Origin of the sequence: Paraburkholderia aromaticivorans (assembly GCF_002278075.1) — a bacterium.
GTDB lineage: Bacteria > Pseudomonadota > Gammaproteobacteria > Burkholderiales > Burkholderiaceae > Paraburkholderia > Paraburkholderia aromaticivorans.
This window is the reverse complement of sequence record NZ_CP022990.1, coordinates 2,011,440-2,035,746: the sequence shown is the minus strand read 5'-3', so window position 1 is coordinate 2,035,746 and position 24,307 is coordinate 2,011,440. Positions and strand designations below refer to the sequence as shown.

21 protein-coding genes are annotated in these 24,307 nt (G+C 62.5%); 6 read left to right on the top strand and 15 right to left on the bottom strand.

Annotated elements, in window-relative coordinates; translation table 11 throughout:
- Window positions 1-9: 9 nt before the first annotated feature.
- The 7 genes from CJU94_RS28815 to CJU94_RS28785 all read right to left on the bottom strand — a co-directional run bounded on the left by CJU94_RS28815 (window position 10) and on the right by CJU94_RS28785 (window position 6,280).
- A complete protein-coding gene (locus tag CJU94_RS28815) occupies window positions 10-609 on the bottom strand; it encodes a LysE family translocator (protein ID WP_095422839.1) in 600 nt (199 codons plus the stop codon).
- 208 nt (window positions 610-817) lie between these two features.
- On the bottom strand, window positions 818-1,075 hold the full coding sequence (locus CJU94_RS28810; protein ID WP_012428738.1) for a hypothetical protein: 258 nt from the start codon (window positions 1,073-1,075) through the stop codon (window positions 818-820).
- A gap of 204 nt (window positions 1,076-1,279) precedes the next feature.
- A complete protein-coding gene (locus CJU94_RS28805; RefSeq protein WP_095422002.1) occupies window positions 1,280-2,482 on the bottom strand; it encodes an osmoprotectant ABC transporter ATP-binding protein OsmV in 1,203 nt (400 codons plus the stop codon).
- Entirely contained in the window at window positions 2,479-3,132 is a 654-nt protein-coding gene (locus CJU94_RS28800) for an ABC transporter permease (protein WP_095422001.1), read from the bottom strand. The genes CJU94_RS28805 and CJU94_RS28800 overlap by 4 nt, the downstream gene beginning before the upstream one ends.
- Window positions 3,133-3,147: 15 nt before the next feature.
- Window positions 3,148-4,017: a glycine betaine ABC transporter substrate-binding protein gene (locus CJU94_RS28795; protein WP_425272233.1), complete on the bottom strand. Its 870-nt coding sequence runs from the start codon at window positions 4,015-4,017 to the stop codon at window positions 3,148-3,150.
- Between the two features lie 22 nt (window positions 4,018-4,039).
- The gene (locus tag CJU94_RS28790) at window positions 4,040-4,756 is read right to left on the bottom strand and encodes an ABC transporter permease (protein WP_095422000.1); all 717 of its coding nucleotides are present in this window, start codon (window positions 4,754-4,756) and stop codon (window positions 4,040-4,042) included.
- A 624-nt stretch (window positions 4,757-5,380) separates the two neighbouring features.
- Complete coding sequence (locus tag CJU94_RS28785) at window positions 5,381-6,280, bottom strand: DMT family transporter (RefSeq protein ID WP_095421999.1); 900 nt, start codon at window positions 6,278-6,280, stop codon at window positions 5,381-5,383.
- Between the two features lie 157 nt (window positions 6,281-6,437).
- On the opposite strand from CJU94_RS28785, the gene CJU94_RS28780 reads away from it, so the two are divergent.
- Window positions 6,438-7,355, top strand: a complete 918-nt coding sequence (locus CJU94_RS28780; RefSeq protein ID WP_095421998.1) for an AraC family transcriptional regulator — start codon at window positions 6,438-6,440, stop codon at window positions 7,353-7,355.
- A gap of 32 nt (window positions 7,356-7,387) precedes the next feature.
- On the opposite strand, the gene CJU94_RS28775 is transcribed toward CJU94_RS28780, so the two are convergent.
- The 4 genes from CJU94_RS28775 to CJU94_RS28760 form a co-directional block, all read right to left on the bottom strand.
- Window positions 7,388-10,408: an FAD-binding and (Fe-S)-binding domain-containing protein gene (locus CJU94_RS28775; RefSeq protein WP_095421997.1), complete on the bottom strand. Its 3,021-nt coding sequence runs from the start codon at window positions 10,406-10,408 to the stop codon at window positions 7,388-7,390.
- Window positions 10,409-10,439: 31 nt separating this feature from the next.
- Window positions 10,440-11,189: a 2-keto-4-pentenoate hydratase gene (locus tag CJU94_RS28770; RefSeq protein ID WP_095421996.1), complete on the bottom strand. Its 750-nt coding sequence runs from the start codon at window positions 11,187-11,189 to the stop codon at window positions 10,440-10,442.
- Between the two features lie 39 nt (window positions 11,190-11,228).
- Window positions 11,229-12,515 (bottom strand): MFS transporter, encoded by a 1,287-nt coding sequence (locus tag CJU94_RS28765; RefSeq protein WP_095421995.1) that lies wholly within the window; start codon window positions 12,513-12,515, stop codon window positions 11,229-11,231.
- A 179-nt stretch (window positions 12,516-12,694) separates the two neighbouring features.
- A complete protein-coding gene (locus CJU94_RS28760; RefSeq protein ID WP_095421994.1) occupies window positions 12,695-13,915 on the bottom strand; it encodes a pyridoxal-phosphate-dependent aminotransferase family protein in 1,221 nt (406 codons plus the stop codon).
- Between the two features lie 161 nt (window positions 13,916-14,076).
- Here CJU94_RS28760 and CJU94_RS28755 point away from each other — a divergent pair, with 161 nt between their 5' ends.
- Window positions 14,077-14,799 (top strand): GntR family transcriptional regulator, encoded by a 723-nt coding sequence (locus CJU94_RS28755; protein ID WP_095421993.1) that lies wholly within the window; start codon window positions 14,077-14,079, stop codon window positions 14,797-14,799.
- Window positions 14,800-14,841: 42 nt separating this feature from the next.
- The gene (locus CJU94_RS42310) at window positions 14,842-14,964 is read left to right on the top strand and encodes a hypothetical protein (RefSeq protein ID WP_279636642.1); all 123 of its coding nucleotides are present in this window, start codon (window positions 14,842-14,844) and stop codon (window positions 14,962-14,964) included.
- Window positions 14,965-14,991: 27 nt separating this feature from the next.
- Here CJU94_RS42310 and CJU94_RS28750 read toward each other — a convergent pair whose 3' ends face one another.
- Together CJU94_RS28750 and CJU94_RS28745 are read right to left on the bottom strand one after the other, a co-directional pair.
- Window positions 14,992-15,267 carry a hypothetical protein gene (locus CJU94_RS28750; RefSeq protein WP_167397577.1) on the bottom strand — a complete coding sequence of 92 codons (276 nt, stop codon included), beginning with the start codon at window positions 15,265-15,267 and terminating at the stop codon, window positions 14,992-14,994.
- Window positions 15,267-17,612, bottom strand: coding sequence for a DUF6531 domain-containing protein (locus tag CJU94_RS28745; RefSeq protein ID WP_095421991.1), 2,346 nt, complete (start codon window positions 17,610-17,612; stop codon window positions 15,267-15,269). Before CJU94_RS28745 ends, CJU94_RS28750 begins: the two co-directional genes overlap by 1 nt.
- A 700-nt stretch (window positions 17,613-18,312) precedes the next feature.
- Here CJU94_RS28745 and CJU94_RS28740 point away from each other — a divergent pair.
- Window positions 18,313-19,899, top strand: coding sequence for a Na+/H+ antiporter (locus CJU94_RS28740; RefSeq protein ID WP_095421990.1), 1,587 nt, complete (start codon window positions 18,313-18,315; stop codon window positions 19,897-19,899).
- A 42-nt stretch (window positions 19,900-19,941) separates the two neighbouring features.
- On the opposite strand, the gene CJU94_RS28735 is transcribed toward CJU94_RS28740, so the two are convergent.
- Window positions 19,942-20,580 carry an HD domain-containing protein gene (locus CJU94_RS28735; protein WP_095421989.1) on the bottom strand — a complete coding sequence of 213 codons (639 nt, stop codon included), beginning with the start codon at window positions 20,578-20,580 and terminating at the stop codon, window positions 19,942-19,944.
- A 239-nt stretch (window positions 20,581-20,819) separates the two neighbouring features.
- Between CJU94_RS28735 and CJU94_RS28730 the strand changes: the two genes are divergently transcribed.
- Together CJU94_RS28730 and CJU94_RS28725 are read left to right on the top strand one after the other, a co-directional pair.
- Window positions 20,820-21,779, top strand: coding sequence for a GlxA family transcriptional regulator (locus tag CJU94_RS28730; RefSeq protein WP_095421988.1), 960 nt, complete (start codon window positions 20,820-20,822; stop codon window positions 21,777-21,779).
- Between the two features lie 97 nt (window positions 21,780-21,876).
- Complete coding sequence (locus tag CJU94_RS28725) at window positions 21,877-22,635, top strand: SDR family oxidoreductase (RefSeq protein WP_095421987.1); 759 nt, start codon at window positions 21,877-21,879, stop codon at window positions 22,633-22,635.
- Window positions 22,636-22,748: 113 nt separating this feature from the next.
- Here the strand turns inward: CJU94_RS28725 and CJU94_RS28720 are convergent, their stop codons facing one another.
- Window positions 22,749-23,495: a winged helix-turn-helix domain-containing protein gene (locus CJU94_RS28720; RefSeq protein ID WP_095421986.1), complete on the bottom strand. Its 747-nt coding sequence runs from the start codon at window positions 23,493-23,495 to the stop codon at window positions 22,749-22,751.
- Window positions 23,496-24,307: the final 812 nt, after the last annotated feature.

Here is a 24,307-nt window from a genome sequence, read left to right as displayed (position 1 = left end):
GCGCCGCGCTCAATGCAGCGCCGCCCACGCCAGCGACAAGGAAAACACGCCGAGCACGATGGAAGCGCCGCGCTGCACCTTCACCGGATTGAGCCAGGTGAGCTTGCCGCTGCCGAGCGCCGCACCGAACGTGATCCAGGCGAGCGCGATCGGTACCAGCAGGCACGCGAACATCAGCATCGCGAAGGCGTAGGCCGGCAGTTGCGCGAAGGCGATAGCCGGAAAGATCGTGCCGGCGAACAGCAAGCCCTTCGGATTGAGCAGCGTCGCCACGAATAGCGTGCGCATGCCGCTCGCCCGCTGCGCCGAGTCGGGCAACGCGACCGCCGCGCGCCACATGTCGACGGCCAGATAAGCGATGTACAAGCCAGCCGCCACGCGCAACAGCGGGGGCAACCAGGGCAACGCATGCGCGGCCTGAACGAGGAAATGCCCCCATACCGAGATCGAGATGAAATAGCCGCCCAGTTCGGCGGCGATCAGCGGCAGCGAACGCCGCACCCCCTGGCGCAGGCCGGCCGCGGCAAGCAGCGTATTGGTAGGCCCCGGCGTGATCAGCACGACGACAATGCCGACGGCCAGCAACGCGATAGCAGACGCAGAGAGCATAAAAAAGGTGCAATGTTGGAGACGGTGCGCCTTTTTATCATAGACAGCGGCGCCGCCGAAATACGGCGGCAAGAGACGAAGGCGAATCGGACGACGATTCGCCACCGTGTGGTGCCGTCACGCCACGCCACGCAATGACAACGGCCATACCGCACCGGCGAGCAGGCCGATGCGACTCGCGCCGCCGGCGGGCGGCGGGTCATCGCCTTTAGTGATCCAGCTTCGCGCGCAATTCGCGAGCGGCTTCCAGCAATCCTTCGTAACCCGAACGTGCGTGCTCCGGCAGATCGGGGTCGCCGACGAATGTGCCGAGCGTTTCGATCAGGCTATATAGAATGCCCTTGGCGGCGCCGGATGCAATGCTGCCCGACGATACCTGCTGGTCTACGTGACTGAGCGCGGCGTCGAGGTTCTCCAGATCGGGCCTATCGCCGGTGGGCGGTTTGGGCGTTACGTCTTGCGTCATGATGAAACTTCGCTCCTGTTGATGCATCGGTGAACAAGCCATCCCTTTCACGGTGTTATATACCGATCGTGCGTTGGCGTCTATTCGTGATCGGAGCGAAGGCGACCGACATTAAGGCGTGCGCCAATAAATCAGAATTTTCGCGCGGGCATCGTCGTCTTCGAGTAGACGATGGACCCGCGCAGCCTGACTCACTCGCCCATTTCACGCGTGATGCGTGATGGCAGCCTGAGCGGCCGCCGCCTGCGCCGCGGCGACGGCAGGCGACACGATCGCCGACTGTCCCGTATGCCGACGCGATCGGCCCGAGCTCAGATAGCCCGCAATCGAATCCTGCGTGACTTCGCCGACGTAACGCCCGTCGCTGTCCAGCACCGGCATCCATGACGAATTGAACTGGTACATCTTCGACAGCACGATGCGCAGATGCTCGTCCGCGCTGACCGTCGCCTTGAAGGCGCTCAGATGGTCGCCGCAGACGCCTTCGCCCGCACGCGCCGCGCGGCGCGTCACATAGCCGAGCGCCTGCTGGTTCTCGTCGACGATGGTCAGATAGCGGCTGTCGCTGTCGTCCATCATCTGGAACGCACGCGCCACCGGCGTATCGGCGCGCGCGGTCTCCGGCTGGGCGGCGGCATCGCCGGCTTTCACCAGCAACAGGCGCTTCAGCGTGCTGTCCTGACCGACGAACGCGCCGACGAATTCTTCGCGAGGATGCGCCAGCAGCGTATCCGGATGATCGTATTGCACCAGTTGACCACGGCGGAACACGGCGACACGGTCGCCCAGCTTGATCGCTTCGTCGATGTCGTGGCTCACCATGATCACCGTCTTGTTCAGTTGACGCTGCATCTGGAAGAACTCGTTTTGAATCGACTCGCGATTGATCGGGTCAACCGCGCCGAACGGCTCGTCCATCAGCAGCACCGGTGGATCGGCGGCCAACGCGCGAATCACGCCGATCCGCTGTTGCTGGCCGCCCGACAACTCGCGCGGATAACGCTTCAGATACTGCTTCGGATCGAGCGCGACCATCGACATCAACTCCGTGGCCCGTTCGCGGCAACGCTTCTTGTCCCAGCCGAGCAGGCGCGGCACGACCATGATGTTCTCTTCGATCGTCATGTTCGGAAACAGGCCGATCTGCTGGATCACATAGCCGATGTGGTGGCGCAATTCGACTTCGTTCAGACCCGACGTGTCTTCACCGTTGATCAGCACGCGGCCCGAGGTCGGCGCGATCAGACGGTTGATCATCTTCAGCGTGGTGGTCTTGCCGCAGCCCGAGGGGCCCAGAAATACACAGATTTCGCCTTCGCCCACCGTGAGGCTCACCGAGTCGACCGCCTTCACCTGCTGGCCGTCCTTTTGCGTAAACGTCTTGGTCAGTTTGTCGAGTTCGATCATGTCTTTTGTAGTCCCTTCGGGGTCAGCAAGCGTTGCAGCGCTTGCAGCAGCAGGTCGGCGACAATCGCGAGCAGGCTCACGAGCACGGCGCCCACCAGCAGTTTCATCATGTTGCTCTGGCCGATCGCGCGGATGATCAGCGTGCCGAGACCGCCGGCACCGATCACTGCGGCGATCGTCATCACGCCGATGTTCATCACCACGGCCGTGCGCACGCCGCCGAGAATCACCGGCACCGCAAGCGGCAAATCGACGAGGCGCAGCCGCTGCCACACCGTCATGCCGATGCCGATGCCCGCTTCCTTGATGCCGGCGTCGACGTTGCGCAGCGCGAGGTAGGTGTTGCGCATGATCGGCAGCAGCGAATAGAGGAACACGGCGGTAATCGCCGGCACCGCGCCGATGCCCTGGCCAAAGCGCGAGAACACCGGGATCATCAAGCCGAATAGCGCGATGGACGGCAACGTCAGCACCACCGTGGCAACGCTCAGCAACGGCGCGGCGAGCCATTCGTGCCGATTGATCAGGATACCCAGGGGTACGCCGACAACAATCGCGCACCCCACTGCAATGCCCACCAGCCACACGTGTTGCGCCGTGAGTTGCAGCAGTTCAGGCCAGTTGGCCGATAGATAGTCAAGTACAGTCATCGTGAGGATCTCCGCTCAGGGCAGCTCGTGCGTGCGCAGGAATTCCGCAGCGACTTCACGCACCGGTTTGCCGTCGACATCGACCTGCTTGTTCATCTCGAGCATCGTGTCGTTGGTCAGCGCGTCGGACAATGCGTTCAACTGCGGCACAAGTTGCGGGTTCTGGTCGAGCGTCGCCTTGCGCACCACCGGCGTGGCGTTGTACGCGGGGAAGTAGTGGCGGTCGTCTTCGAGCGGCACGATGTTGAAGCCCTTCACCCGGCCGTCCGTCGTGTAGATCAGTCCGATCGGCACCTGGTTGTTATGCAACGCCGTGTAGACGAGGCCCGGATCCATCTGCCGCGTTTCCTCGCGGCTGAACTGCATGCCGTAGGCGGCTTCCAGCGGCTTCAGGCCGTCCGGACGATTGGCGAACTCCGCGTCCATGGCGAACACGTGCTTCTTTTTCGGCTCCGCCGCCATCTTCGCGGCGAGCTGCGAAATCGTGCGGATGCCAGTTTGCTGCGCCAGCTGTTGCGGCAAGCCGAGTGCATACGTGTTGTTCAGCGGCGAGCAGTCGAGCCAGACGAGGCCACGTTTCGCGTCGAGCGCTTTCACCCGTTCGTACATCGTCTTCGGATCGAGCTTGTCGGTGATCTTGTTGTAGACGATCGCGGCAGTGCCGGTGTATTCCCACGTGATATCGACCAGGCCGTTCTCCTGCGCGCTGCGCAACAGCGTGCTGCCGAGACCGGTGCGCGCGTCGATCGTGTAGCCCTTCGCGCGCAGGTATTGCGACGCGATCTCGGTAAGAACGTATTGCTCGGTGAAATTCTTTCCGCCGAGTACGAGCGTCGTCGCGCCGGCGTGAAGGCTCGTGAAAGCAATGCGCCGGCTGCGATCCAGCGGCTGTGTTTGAACAGATCGATCATGCCGTCACCCCGCGTCGCGCGAGCAGGTAGCGGCTGCCGGCCGAGACGATGCCGTCGAGCACCAGCGCGAGAACCGCGGTGGCCGCCGCGCCGAGCAGAAGCTGCTGCTGATTGTTCAGATAGATGCCGGGGAAGATCAGCGTGCCGAGGCTGTCCGCGCCGATCAGATAGGCGAGCGGTGCGCTGCCCACGTTGATCGCCAGCGCAGTCCGCACGCCGCCGATGATGATCGGCATCGCGTTGGGCAACTCCCCGCGTAGCAACGACTGCCAGCCCGTCATGCCGAGCCCGCGCGCCGCTTCGCGCAGCGCGGGCGAGACGTTCTTCATGCCTTCGTAGGCGTTGCGTGTGATGGGCAGCAATGACGCGAGAAACAGCGCGACCAGCGCCGGCATATCGCCGATGCCGAAGATGCCGAGCGCGACGGCCAGCACGGCCAGCGAGGGAATCGTGTTGCCGATGTTGAAGATCTGCATGAAGCGCTCGGCGTGACGCGCGAACGACGGGCGGCTGAGCAGCACACCGGCGGGAATGCCGACCAGCAGCGCGAGAGCCATGGAATAGCCGACGAGCAACAGGTGCCGCTTCGTGTAATAGACCAGATCGGGTGCGTACTGATGTAACGCAGCGGGGTCGATCGCACGACCCAGCAACGCGACGACGACTCCGATGGCTGCGAGACTGCCGATCAGTCTGGCAGGACGTTGAATCATGAAGATGCGCCTCCTTGTTCGAGCGACGCGCGGAAATAGCCGCGCCGCACAGGCGTCGTGATGACGCTGCGAATGGGAAGTTCGGGACGCGGCAGATGCCGCGAGGTGAACCGAGGGGTGCCGAGGCGTATGTTTGTGCCCGGCGCGAGGGCGATGTGATGTCGCCATCGGTGGCTTGCCAGTCAGCAAAACTGGTGCCAGATCCATCGATGATGTTGGGTAGCGGCGCTAGGCCGCCTGGCCGACGGAGGTTTGGGGCCTCCTTTGAACGCCGGCTGGATACCGGCGGCATGGCGAATGCAATATGCTGTCATTTTGCACTCAACCCCTTCTAACTTATCTTATTTAACTGCGATATCGCTGTTAGGATGCAGCGTTATACGGACGTTATGTGGCTTCGTCTACCCATGTAGTTCATGCAAACCGTTCGGCAGACCTCCGCCTGCCGATTTCTGCTGGTCTTCAGCCTCCCGAAAAGTCTCACCTGTCACGCGCGCCACCGCGCTGCCGCGCTGCCGGCTCCCGGAAGCGCTCACCTCAAACGTCCGCCGGTGCGCAAGAGATTGCGTAAATCTTCACGTATGATCGAGCCGCCTGCGTGGCATATGTCCGGCCGAATGCTCATCAGGAAGTTCGCACCCGCCGCACGAAGATGCGCCGCGTCAGATCGAACGCCACCAGATTGCCCGCCACCACCAGCAACAGGCCGACCACGGCCAGCGCGGACCATTGATAGCCTTCGAATACCGTGGATGCCGCCAGCGCCACGATCGGAAACAACACCGTGCAGTAAGCGGCGCGCTCGGGTCCGATGCGCCCGACCAGCATCAGGTAAGCCGTAAAGCCGATCACCGAGCCGAAAATAGCGAGATAGGCGAGCGCGCCGAGATAACGTGCGGACGGTTCGACGGCAAACGAGAATCCTGCCGATAAGCTTCCCACGGTCAAGACGCTGGCGCCGATCAGCATCGCCCAGCTATTCGTGGCGAACGGGTGCAAACCCATCGACTGCATGCGGCTCGACAACAGGTTGCCGGCCGAAAAGCACAGGGTTCCGAGGAACGCGATCCCAAGACCGAACCACGCGGCGTGATCGCCTAAGTGTCCCGTCATCTGCTGCACGAACAGGCACACAATGCCGACCAGCCCCAGCAAAGCCCCGGCGATCGCCGTGGGTTGCAAAGGCCGGCCCATGAAGAGCCGCCCATTGAGCGAATTCAACAGCGGCGCGGTGGAAAACACCACCGCCACGAGGCCGCTCGGCACGACCTGTTCGGCGTAGTAGAAGCACAAGAAGTTAAGGCAGAAGAGCGCCAACCCTTGCGCGACGAGGAATCGCCATGCGGCGCGCGGCGGCCAGATCGGCCGGCGCATGATACGCAGCAACGCGAACAGCACCAATGCGGCGATCCAGAAACGCCACGCAATCGACACGGGTGGCGGAACCGCCCCCAGTTGCCATTTGATGGCGATCCATGTGGTGCCCCAGATCAGAACGGTAACGACATACAGCGACAGATTCATGGCCAGGCCTGCAACAGCGAATACGGGTGTTCACTATGCCGCAGCCCCGCTCGCCGCACTTGTCCAGAATTGCGCACTTTTGCGAGGCGGTAAGCCGCCGCGCGCGGGGCGCCGTATACTGGCGCTCATTCAGACATGACACGTATCCGCCCGCTTCGTGAACGCCAGACCGCCCGCCCCCGCGACCCACTCCACCGAAACGCCGTTCGGCCTTCAGTCGGTGTGTCACACGCTGAGCAGCGCCAACGCGAATCTGGACCGGTTCGCGTGGCTCGGCGACCGGCTGGCCATCGCCGTCTGGACGCGCGACACGGAAGAAGCCGAGACCGTCTACGAGCGGCCCGGCCATCACACGCTGTCGTGCTATCTGGATGGCGGCTATCGCACCGAGCGCCAGAAAATGCCCGGGCATTACGGTGCGCCGTCGCGGCTCTGCGCGCTGCCCGGCGATCACGAATCGCGCTGGTGGGTCCGCGGCCACATGCATTTCATGCATCTGTATTTTCTGCCGGAGCACTTCACACAGCGTGCGGTTCAGGAACTCGACCGCGAGCCGCGCGAGCTGACGCTCGCCGATCGCACCTATTTCGAAGACGCCCGCATTGCCAGCCTGTGTCAATCGCTTGCGAACGAAGACTGGCAAGACCCCGACGGCTTGCTGCGCACCAATGAGACCGCCCATCAAGTGCTCAGTCTGCTGTTGCGCGCCCAAGGCGTGCGCCGCACGGACGCGTCGCTCAAAGGCGGTTTGTCGGTCGCGACTCGCCGGCGGCTGCGCGACTATATCGAAAGTCATCTGGCGCAGACGCTCACGCTCGGCGAGCTTGCCGGCGTAGCGGCCTTGTCGGAATTTCATCTTGCGCGCATGTTCCGCACGTCGTTCGGGCTGCCGCCCGCCGCGTGGATCGCGCAACAGCGGCTCGAACGCGCCCGCACATTGCTACGGACTACGACACTGCCGCTCGCGCAGGTCGCCGATCAATGCGGCTATGCGAACGCCAGCCATTTCAGCCACCGGTTCCGCGAGAGCGTAGGCGTGGCACCGACCGCGTATCGGCAGGCGATTGCCGGCTGAACGCGGGACGGCGTGTCCCGCGCTACACGCCGTTACTGCAACGCCATTGCCAGCACGCGCGCCACGTGGATCGCATCGACGCCCGCGCCGTCGTGAATCTGATGCCGGCAGCTCGTGCCGTCCGCGACCATGAGCGTGTTGCCGTCCATCTTGCGCACCGCCGGCAGCAAGGATAGCTCCGCCATTGCCTGCGACGTCGCGTAATGCTCGGCTTCATAGCCGAAACTGCCCGCCATCCCGCAGCACGACGATTCCACCGTCGACACCTTCAATTCAGGAATCCATTTCAACACCGTCTGCACGGGCGTAAAGGCATCGAAGGCCTTTTGATGGCAGTGGCCATGCACCAGCGCCTGCTGTTGCGCCAACGGCTTCAGTTCAAGCCGCAAACGGCCGGCCTTGTCCTCGCGCACCAGAAACTCTTCGAACAGAAACGCCTGTTGCGAGAGCCGCCGCGCTTCGTCGCCGAAGCCGTAATGCAGAAACTCGTCGCGCAGCGACAGCAGGCATGACGGCTCCAGCCCGACGATCGGTACGCCACGCTCCACGAACGGTTTGAACAGATCGAGCATGCGCCGCGCTTCCTGCTTCGCTTCATCGACGAGACCCGCTGCGAGGAACGTGCGCCCGCAACATACGGGCCGCTCGCCTGCGCGCGCATTGAAATGCACCGTGTAGCCGGCGGCCTCCAGCACGCGCTGCGCGGCGCGCGCGTTGTCCGGCTCCATGTTGTTGTTGAACGTATCGACAAACAGCAGCACCTCTTTCAGCGCCGCGCCCGGCGTCACCTTGCCCGGCACCGTATGAGCGAGAAACGGCTTCTGAAAACGCGGCAAGCTGCGCTCGGGCGCGAAGCCCACGGACCGCTTGAACCACGCCGACAGCACCGGCACATTGTCGGCCAGCGCCATCAAAGCCGGGAAGCGGCTCGCCGTCGACGCGTAACGCGGCATGAACGCCACAAGCCTGTCACGCAGACGCAGTCCGTGATGCTTGATGCGCGCGGCCCGCGCCTCGATCTTGAACTTCGCCATATCGACGCCCGTCGGACAGTCGCGCTTGCAGCCCTTGCAGGACACGCACAGATCGAGCGTGTCCTTGACGTCGTCGCTGGCGAGGCCCGCTTCGCCGAGTTGACCGGAAATCGCAAGACGCAAGGTGTTCGCGCGTCCGCGCGTGACGTGCTGTTCGTCCTTCGTCACGCGATAACTCGGGCACATGGTGCCCGCGTCGAACTTGCGGCAGTGGCCGTTGTTGTTGCACATCTCCACGGCCTTCGCGAGACCGCCGGACAGGTCGCTGCCGGTGCCCGGCAAGGTCTCCTGCCCGCTCAGCGGGTCGCGTTCGACATTCCAGGCCGACCAGTCGAGCGCCGTGTCGATGCGCCGTTCCTTGTAGCCTGGCGCGAAGCGGAAATTGCGCGCGTCGTCCATCTTCGGCGGACGCACGATCTTGTCCGGATTGAAGCGGTTATCCGGATCGAACAGTGTCTTGATTTCGGTGAACGCCTGATTCAGGCGCGGCCCGTACTGCCACGCGACCCATTCGCCGCGGCACAATCCGTCGCCATGTTCGCCGGAATACGCGCCCTTGTACTCGCGCACGAGCGCCGCCGCTTCGTCGGCGATGGCGCGCATTTTCTGCGCGCCGTCGCGCCGCATGTCGAGAATCGGCCGCACGTGCAGCGTACCGACGCTCGCGTGCGCATACCAGGTGCCCTCCGTGCCGTGACGATGGAACACCTCGGTCAGGCGGCTCGTGTATTCGGCCAGATGCTCGAGCGGCACCGCGCAATCTTCGATGAAGGACACCGGCTTGCCGTCGCCCTTCATGCTCATCATGATGTTCAGGCCGGCCTTGCGGACTTCCCACAATGCTTTCTGTTCGTTCGCGTCCGCCATCTCGACGACCGAATCGGGCAGGCCGAGGTCGGCCATCAGTTCCGTGAGTTGTTTGAGCGAGGCGAGTTGCGCGTCGCGGTCCTCGCCCGCGAACTCGACCAGCAGAATGGCCTGCGGCTCGCCGACCAGCGCCTTGCCGATCACCGGACGGAACGCCGGATTGCTCATCGCCAGATCGATCATGGTGCGATCGACCAGTTCCACCGCCACCGGCTTGAGCTTGACGATGTGCTGCGTCAGATCCATCGACTGCCAGAAGGTCGGGAAGTTGACCACGCCGAGCGTTTTATGCACGGGCAGCGGCGCGAGCTTGAGCGTCAATTGCCGGCTGAACGCGAGCGTGCCTTCCGAGCCGACCAGCAGATGCGCGAGATTCGCGACACCGTCGTCGGTGTAAGCACGCGGGTTCTGGCAGTCGAACACGTCGAGGTTGTAGCCCGCCACGCGGCGCAAGACCTTCGGCACACGCGCGACGATTTCGTCGCGCTCGCGCTCGGCGATCTGCTTCACGCCCGCGAGTATCTGCTGCAAGCGCGCGCCTTGCGGTGCGTCGCGCAACGAGGCGAAACGCGCTTCGGTGCCGTCCGCGAGAATCGCGTCGATCGCGTCGACGTTGTGCACCATGTTGCCGTATTCGATCGAACGCGAGCCGCACGAATTATTGCCGGCCATGCCGCCGATCGTGCATTGCGCGGCTGTCGACACGTCCACCGGAAACCATAGACCGTGCGGCTTGAGCCAGGCGTTCAGGTGATCCAGCACGACGCCCGGTTCGACCGTCACCGTCCGCGCTTCGGCGTCGAAGGCAACGATGTTGTTCAACCACTTGCTCGTGTCGATCACCAGCGCTTCGCCCACCGTCTGGCCGCATTGGCTCGTGCCCGCGCCGCGCGCGAGCAGCGGCACTTTCTCGCTGCGCGCGAGCTCCAGCGCGATGCGCAGATCGTCCTGGTCGCGCGGCACCACTACGCCGATCGGCGTGATCTGGTAGATCGACGCATCGGTCGCGTAACGGCCGCGGCTCGCCGCATCGAACAGAACGTCGCCGCGCAATGCCTTGCGCAGATGCTGCGCGAGCGGACTCGTCAGGCGCGCGGCGGAGGGGACCAGATGGATCGGCTTGACGAGTAGAGCGGAAGTGGGGTTCGGCATATCGTCGCCCTATGGCTGTAACAGGAACCGGCTAATAGAGCGTGAGGCTGACCGGCGCGAGTCCTTCAATGCGCCCGCTTGCCGTGCCTGCGCTCTGCGGAAAAAACATGCCGGTGTATGAACCGGCCGTGACGACCATCTCCGGCGTCACGGCAATGCCGCGCGACGTGGCGTGATTGACGAGCCACGTCAGCAGGCGCCGCGGATCGCCGGCCGGATTGGCCGGGGTGGTTCGAACCACATCGTGTCCGTCGAAACTGAAACTCAGCGACGGCGCCACGAACGGAAAGTCCTCGCGATACGGCGTGAATTCGCCCACGATCAGCGCGCCGTGATTCTGCAGATCCGCGAGCTGTGCGAGCTTGTCGACAGAGGGCCACGCCGCGTAGCGGCTCGACACGATTTCGATGGTCGCGCCGATCGAGCCAATGCCCGCCTGCACCTCGGCCTCGCTGTACGGCGTGGTGGAAGGATCGAAGCGGCGCGCAAAGCGAAACGCGATTTCCAGTTCGAGCCCCAGCGGCGTGAAAACTTCACGCGGCAGGCGCGCGCCGTCGGCATGCAGGTCGAGATCGGGCAGCGGCGCCCCCTGGATTGGACCGCTTCCGGACTTTGCGCCGATCTTCCAGCCCGCGATCCGCGCACCGCAGGCATCCAGGATTTCGTGCTGAACCTCATAGGCCGCGGCGGCGTCCGCCGGGGTGTGCTCCGGCGCCAAGGTGTCGAGCGTGGCGTGATTGCGGCGCGCGTCGGCGAGAAGCCGGCTGAGTGCTGTCGTCATGTGGTCAAACGCAAAGAGAGAGGGAACGGTGCGGCATGCTCAAACGCCCATGCCGGTGGGAACATGTGCCTGGTCGGCCGCGTTGAGCGCGAACTTGCTTTCCGGCTGCATGCGAAACGCGAGCACCACGCCGATCGCCATCAACAGCATGCTGCCGACGAACGGCAATTCCCAGCTGCCGAAGTAATCGATCAGGAAGCCGCCCACCACCGGCGAGATGATCGCCGCCAATGCCGAGCCGGTATTCATCATGCCGCTCGCCGTGCCCGAGAACTCGGGCGCGATGTCCATCGGAATCGCCCACATCGGACCGATCGTCATTTCGGCGAAGAAGAAGCCGGAGGCGAGACACGCCATCGACAGATACAGGCTGTGCGTGAACATCAGCGGGATCAGCGAGAGCAGGCAAAAGAACATGCAGACCGACACCATCCAGCTGCGCGCGCGCTTCAGGCTGCCCGTGCGCGTAAAGATCCAGTCGGTCACGATGCCGCCGAGCGTGTCGCCGATCACGCCGGCGAAGAACACCACCGAGGCGAAGATGGCCGACTTCTGCAATTGCAAGTGATAGCTGTGCAGAAAGTATTGGGGGATCCAGCTCAGGAACAGCCACAGCGTCCAGCCGTAGCAGAAGTACACGATCGTGACCGGCCACATGCGGCGAAACAGCTTGCCCCACGGTACGCCGGGCGCTTTCGGCTTCGGCGCGGGCAGCACGGCGAGTTCGTCGCTCGTGATACGCGGATGGTCTTTCGGATGTTCGGTAAAGGTAATCGCCCACACGGCAACCCACAACAGGCTGAACACGCCGCAGATATAGAACGATTCACGCCAACCCCAGGTCGCCATCACCAGCACGATCAAACCGGGGGCCACCGCGTTGCCGATCCGCGATGCCGCATGCGTGATGCCCTGCGCGAAGCCGCGTTTTTCCTTGGCGACCCATCGCGCCATCGCGGAAGTGGCGGCCGGAAACGTCGCGCCCTCGCCGAAGCCGAGCAGCACGCGCGCGGCCAGGAGCGACACCAGACCGCCGGCAAAGCCCGTCAGCAAGGTCGCGACGCCCCAAATGGCCCCGCAGAAAATCAGCGTGCGTTTCGCGCCGAAGCGATCACTCACCCATCCGCCGATGATCTGAAAGATCAGATACGGATAGGCGAAGGCCGAGAACACCAGGCCGACTTCCGTATGCGAAAGATGGAATTCCTTGCCGAAACCCGCAGCCGCGGTGCTGACGTTGACGCGGTCGAGGTAGGTGATGAAGTACATGATGCATAGCATCACTAGAACGATACTGGTCGCACTGGTCACACGAAACCGCTTCATCGTCTCTCTCCATTGCATGTGTTGACGGCGCGCCTGACATGGCGCGCTGCGTCGCGGCGCGTCAGCGGCTCGCGCCGCGGGCCCATCGCATGTTGTTCGGGCCGCGTTCTATGCGCGGCTTCTTGACGGAAGTGCTGCCTGCCTTCCTTTTTTCGCGAGCTGCGGGTTGCGCGCAGTGTTCAGGCGGCGGCTTTCAGAACCGGCGCCTTGGCCGACTGGCTCAACCACTCCATAGCGGCAGGCAAGCCGCTTTCCTTGAGCGGCACGCCCGCGAGGCGCAGACCCATCTCGCAACCGGCCAGCGTGGCGAGCAGCATCAGGTCGTTGCAGTCGCCCAGGTGGCCGATGCGAAACATGCGCCCTTTCATCTTGCCGAGACCCGTGCCGAGCGACATGTCGAAGCGTTCGTAGATAAGCTTGCGCACCCCGTCTGCGTCGATGCCGTCGGGCATCATCACGCCCGTGAGCACCGGGCTATACACCGCCGGATCGGCGCACTGAATCTCGAGGCCCCACGCGCGCACCGCGCGGCGCGTCGCTTCGGCCAGACGTTCGTGACGGGCGAACACGTTGTCGAGCCCTTCGCCGAGAATCATGTCGAGCGCTTCGTTAAGGCCGTACAGCAGGTTCGTGTTCGGCGTGTACGGCCAGTAACCCGTCTTGTTCATCTCGACGATGTCGGCCCAGTCCCAGAAGCTGCGCGGCAGTTTTGCCTGCTTGCTGGCGGCCATGGCTTTCGGCGAGATCGCGTTGAAGCTGATGCCCGGCGGCAGCATCAAACCTTTTTGGGAACCCGAGACGGTGACGTCGACACCCCATTCGTCGTGACGGTAGTCGGCGCACGCGAGGCCGGAAATCGTGTCGACCAGCAGCAAGGCCGGGTGACCCGCCGCGTCGATGGCGCGGCGCACGGCGGCGATGTCGGAAGTCACGCCAGTGGATGTTTCGTTGTGCACCACGCACACCGCCTTGATCGCATGTTGCGTGTCCGCGCGCAGGCGCTCCTCGATCATTTGCGGCTGCACCCCGCGACGCCAGCCTTCAATGCCAGGCAGGCCGAGAAACTCCGGCTTCAGCCCGAGGCTTTCCGCCATCTTTTTCCACAGCGTGGCGAAGTGGCCGGTTTCGAACATCAGCACCTGGTCGCCGGGGCTCAACGTGTTCGACAGCGCCGCTTCCCAGGCGCCCGTGCCCGAGGCCGGATAGATCACCACGGGTTGCTGCGTCTTGAAGATTTTCTTGATGCCGTCGAGCACCTTGAGACCGAGTTCGCTGAACTCCGGTCCACGATGGTCGATGGTCGGATAGCTCATCGCCCGGAGGATACGGTCGGGCACCGGGCTCGGACCCGGGATCTGCAAAAAGTGACGGCCAGCGGGGTGAAAGTCTAATTTGAGCATTGGGCTCCTCCGATTGAATTTTGCATTCAAAAAACTATATCAGACGATCTGCGACGACCCAAGGCGAAAATGGCCTCTCCAAACAGGTGTTTACCCGCGCCGTTAACTAATCTTTCAGGTTCCTATAAAATCCCGCGTAATGAGATGTGGAGGGTTTTTGTATGCAAAATTCGGATTTGGAGGCGGGTGGCGCTGCTTTCCCGCTGATGCCGAAGGTCGAGCGGCAGCGCTTGCACGACACCGTGGTGGAGCACATTCGCCGCTTCATCGTCGAGGGCGCACTCGAGCCGGGCAAGAAACTGAACGAGCGCGAGCTGTGCGAAACGCTCGGCATTTCGCGCACGCCGTTGCGCGAGGCGCTGAAGGTGTTGGCCGCCGAAGGGCTGATCGAGATTTCGCCGAATCGCGGCGCGTCCGTGTCGAAGATGTCGGAGGCCGAGTTGCGCGAGACCTTCGAGTTGATGAGCGGTCTCGAGGCTTTTTCGGGCGAGCTGGCGGCTGAACGGATGACGGCGGCCGAACTCGCCGAGATCAAGGCGCTGCACTACGCGATGCTCGCGTGCCGAACGCAGAACGATCTGGCTGGGTACTACAGCCGCAATCAGGCGATTCACGACAAGATCAACGAGGCGGCCAGGAATTCAGCACTGCGGCAGACTTATATCGCGGTGAACCGGCGTCTACAGGCGCTCCGGTTCAGGTCGAATTTTCAGGTTCCGAAATGGGACCGGGCGATTCACGATCACGATGAGATGCTCAAGGCGCTCGAGGCGCGTGACGGGAAGAAGCTGAGCGCGATTCTCCGGCAGCATCTGCTCGATAAGCGCGATGCGGTTTTGCAAGTGCAATCGCAGGAAGCGGCGGCGGGGGGGTTGAAGGTTTGAGGCGGGGCGGGTTGAGCTAAGGCACCTAAGCGGTGTTTGCCGTTGATCGACCCGACCGTGTTCGCGTTGTTCGTGACGCTCGACTTCTGGTCGGTCGTGGCGAGCTTGTTGGTGCCGACCGCGATAGTCAGCCCGCTTGTCCCCAGACCCGTGCGCTTTTCGTGATAGCGGCAGCGCCGGGCACTTGGCCAGTTACTCCTCTGGTGACGCGTCAAGGGGGTGTTGCGTGACGTTTAAACGCTTTTTGACTTCAGGCCGCCCCTCCGCGATCACGTTAAGCATTGCTACGCCGAGCTGCCGCGCTAACTCGTCGTCAAATTCGAACTCATCGTCGTCCACAAAGAATGGTACTTCCATGCACTCGGCCAGAAGCGGAGCCACCCTAGCTGACTCAACCATTTGCATGATCAACTGTTGTGGATTTTCGACGTAGGTCACAACCATCGAATACGGCGGACGTTTAAGCATCAATACCCCCTGCATTGTTGATATCTCTCAAAAGCGTTCGCCAAGCATAGAGCCCAGTTTCGCTTCCCTCTTGGTCCGGCCAGGAGACGGCATTCGTCTCTATCGTTTTCATACTGAGCATAGCATTCGGCTTCATGAGTTTCCCTACCGCCGCATTTAACGAATCCACGATCACCTCCCTTGAACAGGCCGCTGTAAAGTGTTGACCGCTTCGTAGAACTCGTCAAATCCGGCACGAGCGAAGGATAGGGAACCTGCGCCTGATCGCTCAGCATCAACTCGGTGGTTTCGCGCCATGCCGGCAGTGTTTCGCCCAGTTCCTGGCCGAATAGCTTACCTGTCGGCAACGCCTTCCAGGCCATGTAGCATTCGACGCACATATCAGGCACAAATGCTGGAGCATCCGACTGGAGTCCTGTCAGGTTCGCAGGTGGCGCAACCGGGTCGTTCCCGAGTTCCCAGTTCGTCAGCCAGACACCCAGTTCGGCATCACTGATCGGTTTCCACCAGCCGCCATTTGTTGACACCTGTGCCGTGCGCGAGGACACCGTACCATCTGGACCGTACCGGTAATCGACTGCAAGTACAGGGGCAACTCCACCATTTAACGAACTTACCGGTTCGTTATACTGAAAGGACTTTACGCGACCGCGCTCGTCGTACCCGATGCTCGCCTGACCGCTATTACCCGCTATCTGCGTTGCACGATTCTCAGCATTGCGAGAGAGCGTTCGCATCGACCAGCCAGATACGGCATCCTGCACTGACTCGACATTGCCCCGTACATCGTATGTGTAGGTCCAGTCTTCACGCTTCGAGCCATTCCGTGTGATGGCAGCCGACAGAAGGCGGCTCGCCGAATCGTAGCGTGCACCAACTGTCCACTGGTTACCGGTCCCAGTGGCTTGCATCCCCTGTTCGCCCGTCAGATCGGTCGTCTCCGTCTCGGCGTAGCCAGTGACGTTACCGCCCTGGTCATAGACAAACGCGCGGATCTTGCCCGGCGTGGCAACCAGATGCGGACGCAACGAGGTACTGTCGCTATACTCAATCGTCGTTACCGTCCTGTTGCCAGAGACTGTTGCAACTGCTTTCGTCGGCCGGTTGGCGCCGTCCCACGTGTACTGTGTATTCCCATCCGGTGTAATTGTCTGCTTCAGGTTCCCTGATATATCCCATGTACGTGAGACCGCGCCGCCAGGCGTAACAATTGAGCCAGGACGCGACGTGTCTCCAACATTAAAGGAGTACGTGCTGTAGCCGGACATATTGCTGACAGTGGTCGTGTTCGCGCCATAACTGAAAGAAACGTTACGCGTCGTGTCCGGATGGGTGACCGAGATTGCGCGTCCGCTGGAATCGTAGGTCCATGTTGCAATCCGTGAACCGGATTCGTCCTTTATCCCGGTCATCGCATTGGGGAAGCGGGCATCCTCATAAAGGTACTGACGAACGTATCCGATCGGCGCGGTTACTGAAACAAGATTGCCTTTCGCATCGTACGCATAATGTGTCGCGTTGCCCGAAGGCGGCACTACACTCAGAATGCGACCATTACTGTCATAGGTCAGACTAAGTGTCAGCCGCGATGCCGCCTGTCCGATCCGATCAACGGGCCACTGCGCGATTGAATCTATCTGTTGTCCAACGTATTCAACTTCACGATACATACCCGTGCGTGTTGTCTCGGAGTGAAACAGACCTGTGCTGACGGAGTATGTTTCGGTCGTGCCAAGCCGTTCGTCCTTCAGGTAGAAGTATCCGTCGCCAGCTTTCAAGAGAGAAAGACCCGACGTACCCGGCACCGCCCACCCGCCGTTAACCCACTTGAAGATCAGAGGCTGGCCATTACTCCGATACGCGGTGATTTTCGGTGTGCTTGCATTGACCGAGGTCAGATCAAGCCGTCGCTGCCAGTTACTGGCCCAGTACCCGCCCATCGCTGTCTGCGCTTTATCGAACGGCTTCGACAGGTAGCTACGACTGAACACAAGCGGCGACGTGTCGCCGCTTGCAAAGTCAGTTTCAAAGAGAGTCACAATCCCGTTCGCGGGAAACACCGGGTCAGCCACCGGGCAGGTATCGTCCGGCGGCGTGCCGGTTGAATTGCACCACTGCTCAATCTGCACAAGGTCATTAATACACGCGTAGTTGCCTATACCACCCGGCGTGTTGCTCGTCACGTCGAGCTTGCAGGTCTTGGACCCCGGCGTGGCGCCGGACTTCGCGTACAGCGAGAAGCAGTCGTCTGCATTTGCGCTGAACGCAAGTATCAGCAACACGAACGCTGCCATCAGGCGGCCCGAAAATCCGGCCGCCTCCCCGTACAGTCTTTGTCTTTTCATTTTTATCCCTATTGGCTTGCTTTGTACTTGTTTGACGCACAAGCAACCTATAGGGACCAAGATGACCAGAAAATCCGACAACTCTTAAAATTACGCGCGACTTGCGTTCACACAAACCCGGACCAGGGAATGCCGGCGCAAGCTGTAGGAACCTTTAACAAAAATCGTCAGATAGGGTTGAGCCAAGGCTCAAGAACTGGCGCACCGCCTTCACTTCAGAAAATAAGCTCCGCATTCTCGCCGTGGAGATCAAGCGCAGATATCAGACTCTTTGGTGAACGATATTCCCCACAAAAGACCGGCCGTGTGCCGATGACACGGACAACCGGAGGTCGTGTGCCAACTACCAGGTTGTCGATTCAAGTGGAGTAGATATTTGGAGACCCTGTGCATCGCAGGACACGTTATCCCCAGTTTGTGTTGACAGGGCTGTTGATAACTCGGGGGCTGCACGCTTAAGTGCTTGAAGCGAATGGCTTTGTCACCGACGGTGCGGAGGAATGCAACTGGCGGCAACCCAAATCCTGCGGGCAGGCGCGCGCCAGTTATCCCCACAAATTGTTCGCAAGGCTGTGGACAACCTGCGCAGAGTCCACCCAAGTGATTGATACCACACACCTATCCTGTGTCGGCGCAACCACAGGCACCCCACCCACCGTGTGATAAAAAGTAGTTCTCCTGCCACCCAGCGAGGCCGCGCATGTCGTCCGTCATGGGCTTCAAAGTCGTTCTGCTGTCGCTCGTCGCGATCATCGGTTTGGAACTGCTCGCCAAGCGGCTGCGTCTGCCGCCAGCCGCCGCACTGCTGGTCGGCGGTGCGGCGATGGCCTTCGTGCCCGGACTCCCGCGCTTCGATCTCGACCCCGAGCTGGTCCTGATCGTGTTCCTGCCGCCGCTCCTCATGGACGGCGCCTACTTCTCCGTTTGGGACGAGTTCAAGCGCAATCTCGGCGGCATCCTGCTGCTCGCGATCGGCGCCGTCGCGTTCACCACGCTTGCCGTCGGTCTGGTCGTGCATTGGGTCGTGCCAGCGTTGCCATGGGCCGCCTGCTTCGCGTTGGGTGCGATCGTCTCACCGCCAGATGCCGTCGCCGCGAAGGCTGTGCTCGAACGCGTTGCGCTACCGCGCCGCCTGATGGTGATCCTCGAAGGCGAAAGCCTCCTCAACGACGCCGCCGGGCTCGTGCTGTTCCGCTTCGCGGTCGCTGCCGCGCTCACTGGTACCTTCAGCGCACAGCATGCGATCGGACGCTTCGCCGTACTAGCGCTGGGCGGCGTAACGGTAGGCGTAGCGGTCGGCTTCCTGGTCGTCAAGCTGCTGCGCTATCTCGACGACGCGTACCTTGTCATCGTCGCATCGACGCTTTCTGCCTGGATCAGCTACATCGTCGGGGACATGCTGGATGTATCGGGCGTGATCGCGACGGTGAGTTGCGGGATGGTGCTCGGCTGGCATCAGCACGAAGTCTTCTCGGCAGCGGTAAGAATGCGCGGCACCGCCTTCTGGCAGGTCCTGATCTTCCTGATGGAAGCGCTGGTGTTCATGCTGATCGGGCTATCGCTGCGCGGCGTGATCGTGCGGCTGGGCGGCGTCGGCGATACGTTGACCGCGTTCGCTCCGGCCGTCGGCGCGGTGCTTGCGGCCGTCGTGCTGTCACGTTTCGTGTGGGTCTTCGCGATGGAATGGCTGAAAGCGCTCGTGTGCAAATTGACGCGTCGCGAGGGCGGCATGGCCGACTGGCGCTCGGCCACTGTCACGAGTTGGGCGGGCATGCGTGGCGTGGTCACATTGGCTATCGCGCTCTCCTTACCCGAGACGATGCCTGGCCGCGATCTGATTCTGGTCGCCTCATTTGCCGTGATTCTGGTGACAGTGCTCGGTCAAGGCACGACGATCGGACCACTGATCCAATGGATCAATCCGGACCAGGCGGCCGAGCGAAACGCCCGCCATCTGACCGAGCCGCAGGCATGGGCACGGCTCGAAGCCGCGCAGCTCGCCGCGATCCGGCCGCTGGTGCATGGGCCGGACGGCAGCGTCATTCATCCGCGTTTGCTGGAACAGTACAGCTACCGTACGCGCATTACAGAGGCCTATCAGCACGAAGCAGCCTTCCCCGCCGCAGAACGCGCTGCCCATTACGACGTTGTGCTGGCAGCCGTCTCCGCGGCTCGCGTCGAGCTATTGCATCTGCATCGAACGGGCTTGCTTCACGATGAGCTGTTGACCGTTCTCGAACGCGATCTCGATCTGCAGGAGATCGCCGCGTTGCATGGCAAGGGCTGAGCGCCTAAGTCTGGCCTTCTGCTCGCGACGCTCGCCGCCAACTCAATCCTTCCACGCCGAGCCCAGAATCATCGTGCAGAAATTCTCGCGATGATAATGCGGGTCCTTCAACGCCAGCACGTCCGCTTTCACGTTCCCGAAGGTGGTCTCCGGTTTGTGAATCGTGCCGTGCGCGAACGCGTCGATAATGCCTTCCTTGAAATGCGCGCCTCGCGGATGTGCGTGAATGACCTCATGGCGCTGGTGCTCGGTGAATTCATCGTAGGCAAGGCCCAGTACGTCCATTTCCACCCCCGCCGTGACCAGCGCGACCACCGGCTTCATATGCTGCGGAATGCCAGGCGTGGTGTGCAGCGCGATCGAGTTCCACACCTGATCGATGTCGTCCTCGCTGATGCCATGACGCCGCAGGAAGTCACGCGCCGCGTTTGCGCCGTCCACCTCGAAGCGGTCATGTTCGCTGCTATACGGCGCAACCAGTCCCATGTCATGGAACATCGCGCCGATGTACAGCAGTTCGGAATCGTACTTCAGTTGTTTGCGCGCGCCGGCCAGCGAGCCGAACAGAAAAACCCGCCGGGAATGGTGATACAACAACTCGGTTTCGGTATCGCGCACGAGTTGCGTCGCTTCGCGCGCCATCATGCTGTCGGGAATCTGAATGCCTGCGATAGTGGTCATGTGATGAACTCCGTGGTGGATTCGAGTGAACGGAACGCGCGGTCTTTGTGAGCTGAAAGCGCGTTTGGTATGCTGGTCCGCGGCGCTTCTTTCAGTGATGCAAGCAACGCGTCCGGTGAAGTCCAGTATTGGTCAACGCGCCGCCGCAAACAATCGTCGCGGACCGTTGAACACTGCCAAACGCACCGCGTTGACTGCCGCGACAGGCGCAGTCCGCCCATCGTCAAAGGAAGTTTTCGATGCCCACCGTTGCGATCGCCATCTTTCCCGGAGTGCAGGCGCTCGACGTCGCCGGTCCGGTCGACGTGTTTTCCGAAGCCAACCGGTTCATCTCGCCCAACGATCGCTATGAGGTGAAGTTGCTCAGCGCGGAAGCCGCACCATTGCGGGCGTCCAACGGCATGACGCTGGTCGCCGACGCCATCTTCAGCGAAGCGCGTCGCCCGTTCGATCTGGCGCTGGTCGCGGGCGGCCCCGCGCTGCCCGATCGCGCGCCCGATGCGCGCGTGCTGGAGTGGCTCGCAGACGTCGCCACGCAGTGCGGCCGTTACGGTTCCATCTGCACCGGCGCATTCGCGCTCGGCCACGCGGGCTTGCTCGATGGCCGCAACGTCACCACGCACTGGCAGCATGCGGTGCAACTGGCCGCGCAATTCCCCAATGCGCGCGTCGATTTCGACCGTATCTATCTGCGCGACGGACCGCTCGTCACGTCGGCGGGCGTCACGGCCGGCATCGATCTATCGCTCGCGCTGGTCACCGAGGATCACGGGCCACACATCGCGCTGGCGGTCGCCAAACGCCTCGTGGTGTTCGCGCAGCGGCAAGGCGGCCAGTCGCAATTCAGCCCCTACCTGACGGCGCCGGCCGACGAGACGTCGCCGGTCGCCAAAGTCCAGGCGCACGTCATGGAACGGATTCGCGAGAGCTTCACAGTGAAGCAACTGGCCGACGTCGCCGGTATGAGCGCGCGCAACTTCGCGCGGGTGTTCGTGCAGGAGACGGGCGTAACGCCGCATGAATTCGTCGAGCGCGCCCGGGTGGATGCCGCGCGCAAGCTGCTCGAGAGCAGCGGCGCGGCGCTCAAGGCGATCGCGTACGACTGCGGCTTCGGCACGGCGGACCGCATGCGCATTGTCTTCACCAAACGGATCGGCGCAACGCCCATGCAGTATCGGGATCGCTTCCGCTCGACCTGAAGCCCTGGCAACCTGTCCGACCGTCAGCGCTCAGCGCGGGAAAACCTTGCGTGAGAAAATAGCGGCCTTTCCAAAGCCAACGACTCCAGGGACCGACATGACCACCTCTTCTCCAATTCGCGCGATCGTCACCGGCCACACGCGCGGTCTGGGCGCGGCGCTCGCCGAACAACTGCTGGCGCGCGGTATCGCAGTGCTGGGTTTGTCCCGCTCGCGTCACGCCGTGCTCAAAGCGCGCTTTCCGGCGCTGCTCGAAGAAATCGAGCTGGAACTGGCCGACACCGCACGCGTCGCGCAATGGATTGCAAGCGATGCGCTGCGTGGATTCGCCACTGGCGCGCAAACGGTTCTGCTGATCAACAACGCGGGGATGGTGCAACCCATCGGCCCCATTGAAGGACAAGACGCGGCATCCATCGCGACCGCCGTGAGCCTCAATGTCGCCACGCCGCTGATGCTGGCGAGCGCGCTCGCCGCAGCCGCCGTCGACGCGACCGACCGGCGCATCGTGCACATTTCGAGCGGCGCGGCGCGCAATGCGTATCCCGGCTGGAGCATCTACTGCGCGACGAAGGCCGCGCTCGATCATCACGCGCGCGCGGTCGCACTCGACGCCAACCGCGCGCTGCGCATCTGCAGTCTGGCGCCGGGCGTGATCGATACGAATATGCAGGCGGAGATTCGCGGCAGCGGCGTCGAGCAGTTCCCCATGCGCGAGAAGTTCGAGGACCTCAAGCGCAACGGGCAACTGTCGACGCCTGAACAATGCGCCACCCAGTTGCTCGATTACGCTTTGAGCGATGCATTCGGCCAAACGCCGGTCGCCGACATTCGCGAGATCGCGAAGCCGGCGTGACGAGCGAGAGACAGAGCAAAAAACGGAGCAAGTACAGAGCAAAGTACAGAGCAACGTCGGCGCGTCTCCAGCGCTCCCGAAAACTCTCACCTTTTGGGTAACGCTCCGCGGATCTACACGCCGGGCGCGATCATCGCGCCGCGCTCGGCCGCGCCGAGTTCTCCGTGCGGCACGAACACATAGCCGCGTCCCCACACTGTTTGCACATAGCGCGGCTCGGAAGGATCGATTTCGATCAGACGACGCAGCCGCCAGATCGACACGTCGAGGCTGCGTCCTTGATGCAACACGCTATTGCCACGCAGCTTCTCGTTGAGTTGCACGCGCGTGAGCACGGTCATCGCGTGATTGACGAAGATCTTCAGCAACGCGAACTCGGAACTGCGCAACGCGAAGTGCTCGTTGTCGCGCCGCAATTCGCGAGCGGAGAAGTTCAGTTCGCAACGGCCGAAGCGATACGGCGGCCGCGTCTCCGGCGCGCCCGGCGCGAGCGTACCGTGCCGGCGCAGCAACACGCGAATGCGGGCGAGCAGCTCGGCCGGGTCGGCGGGCTTGCTCATGAAATCGTCGGCGCCGAGTTCGAGGCCGATCACGCGATCGATCGCTTTGCTGCTCGCCGAGAGCAGAATCACGGGCACGTCGTTGCCGCTCATGCGCAAATCGCGCAAGACGGCGAGACCGTCGCCGTGCGGCGCCGAGATGTCGAGGACCACCAGCGAAGGCCGCTCCATCTCGACCACGTGCTTGAGCCCGGCGCCAGGCGGCCGTGCGGACGCGCCGCAGCCCTGCCCGCGCAATGATTCGCCCACCACGGCAGTCAAGCCCGCATCGGCGCCCACGAAAAGAATATGCTGACTCATCCAACTGATTCCAGGAGACGATCGTTTTTCAGAGACAGGCACCCGGCGTGCGGATATGGTCACTCCGCGCCCGCTGTCGTCCGCGTCGCCATCATCCCTGCACGCGCGTGTTCTCAAAACGCGGAACAGCCCCCAAGGTTGCCAATTTCTTCCCAACTCTTTCAACACCAAACGTGATATGACATGCCACGTCTGGCGCACCGTACGGGTTGCCCGTCAGCTCCCGAAAAGACTCACCTTTGGCAAGGAGCGGCGAGGCGCTGGCGCGAGGTGCGCGTTGAATCGCTCCCGAAAACGCTCACCTTTCGCACTTGGGGGCAGGCCGCAACGGCATGCTGGGCGTGGCACGGGTGCACCAGAACAGGCCACTCCCGCAAACCCTCACCTTTAAATCCAGTGGAGTAATCTGCATACCCAGGTAAGCGGCCGCGCGCGCGCGTGGCCCGCTATGAGAGGCGCGATTCGCTCGTGGGGTGGGCGTTGTGATCGATATGTGCCGGCCGTCGACACCATTGCGCTGAAAGCAGCGGCCTGGTGAGTGCCGATCGATGTTGCCGCTCACCGTTTCAATGCTGGGTTTGCGAGCGGAGAAAGCGCGCACGGGTCGTGCACGCCTCAATCAACCGGGCTTTCCAACCGCCGTCATGTGGATGCGCGGAGGGTCCCGAATATTCTCACCTTTGCACCAGCGAGCGCATTCGCAAGCACGGCCGCGACCGCCGCGCCGACCGGTTTGTTCGCGTATTCAGCGTGTTTCGAGCGTCGCAGCGACCGCGGAACGGACTCACAGGCGCGCCCGCACGCGGCTCCCG

Bases quoted from the DNA above. Each gene is read 5' to 3' on its own strand.
- CJU94_RS28775 (WP_095421997.1), bottom strand. From the start codon at position 10,408: ATGCCGAACCCCACTTCCGCTCTACTCGTCAAGCCGATCCATCTGGTC.
- CJU94_RS28755 (WP_095421993.1), top strand. From the start codon at position 14,077: ATGCAAAATTCGGATTTGGAGGCGGGTGGCGCTGCTTTCCCGCTGATG.
- CJU94_RS28800 (WP_095422001.1), bottom strand. From the start codon at position 3,132: ATGACTGTACTTGACTATCTATCGGCCAACTGGCCTGAACTGCTGCAA.
- CJU94_RS28740 (WP_095421990.1), top strand. From the start codon at position 18,313: ATGTCGTCCGTCATGGGCTTCAAAGTCGTTCTGCTGTCGCTCGTCGCG.
- CJU94_RS28735 (WP_095421989.1), bottom strand. From the start codon at position 20,580: ATGACCACTATCGCAGGCATTCAGATTCCCGACAGCATGATGGCGCGC.
- CJU94_RS28805 (WP_095422002.1), bottom strand. From the start codon at position 2,482: ATGATCGAACTCGACAAACTGACCAAGACGTTTACGCAAAAGGACGGC.
- CJU94_RS28785 (WP_095421999.1), bottom strand. From the start codon at position 6,280: ATGAATCTGTCGCTGTATGTCGTTACCGTTCTGATCTGGGGCACCACA.
- CJU94_RS28810 (WP_012428738.1), bottom strand. From the start codon at position 1,075: ATGACGCAAGACGTAACGCCCAAACCGCCCACCGGCGATAGGCCCGAT.
- CJU94_RS28725 (WP_095421987.1), top strand. From the start codon at position 21,877: ATGACCACCTCTTCTCCAATTCGCGCGATCGTCACCGGCCACACGCGC.
- CJU94_RS28765 (WP_095421995.1), bottom strand. From the start codon at position 12,515: ATGAAGCGGTTTCGTGTGACCAGTGCGACCAGTATCGTTCTAGTGATG.
- CJU94_RS28770 (WP_095421996.1), bottom strand. From the start codon at position 11,189: ATGACGACAGCACTCAGCCGGCTTCTCGCCGACGCGCGCCGCAATCAC.
- CJU94_RS28790 (WP_095422000.1), bottom strand. From the start codon at position 4,756: ATGATTCAACGTCCTGCCAGACTGATCGGCAGTCTCGCAGCCATCGGA.
- CJU94_RS28745 (WP_095421991.1), bottom strand. From the start codon at position 17,612: ATGAAAAGACAAAGACTGTACGGGGAGGCGGCCGGATTTTCGGGCCGC.
- CJU94_RS28730 (WP_095421988.1), top strand. From the start codon at position 20,820: ATGCCCACCGTTGCGATCGCCATCTTTCCCGGAGTGCAGGCGCTCGAC.
- CJU94_RS28750 (WP_167397577.1), bottom strand. From the start codon at position 15,267: ATGCTTAAACGTCCGCCGTATTCGATGGTTGTGACCTACGTCGAAAAT.
- CJU94_RS28720 (WP_095421986.1), bottom strand. From the start codon at position 23,495: ATGAGTCAGCATATTCTTTTCGTGGGCGCCGATGCGGGCTTGACTGCC.
- CJU94_RS28815 (WP_095422839.1), bottom strand. From the start codon at position 609: ATGCTCTCTGCGTCTGCTATCGCGTTGCTGGCCGTCGGCATTGTCGTC.
- CJU94_RS28760 (WP_095421994.1), bottom strand. From the start codon at position 13,915: ATGCTCAAATTAGACTTTCACCCCGCTGGCCGTCACTTTTTGCAGATC.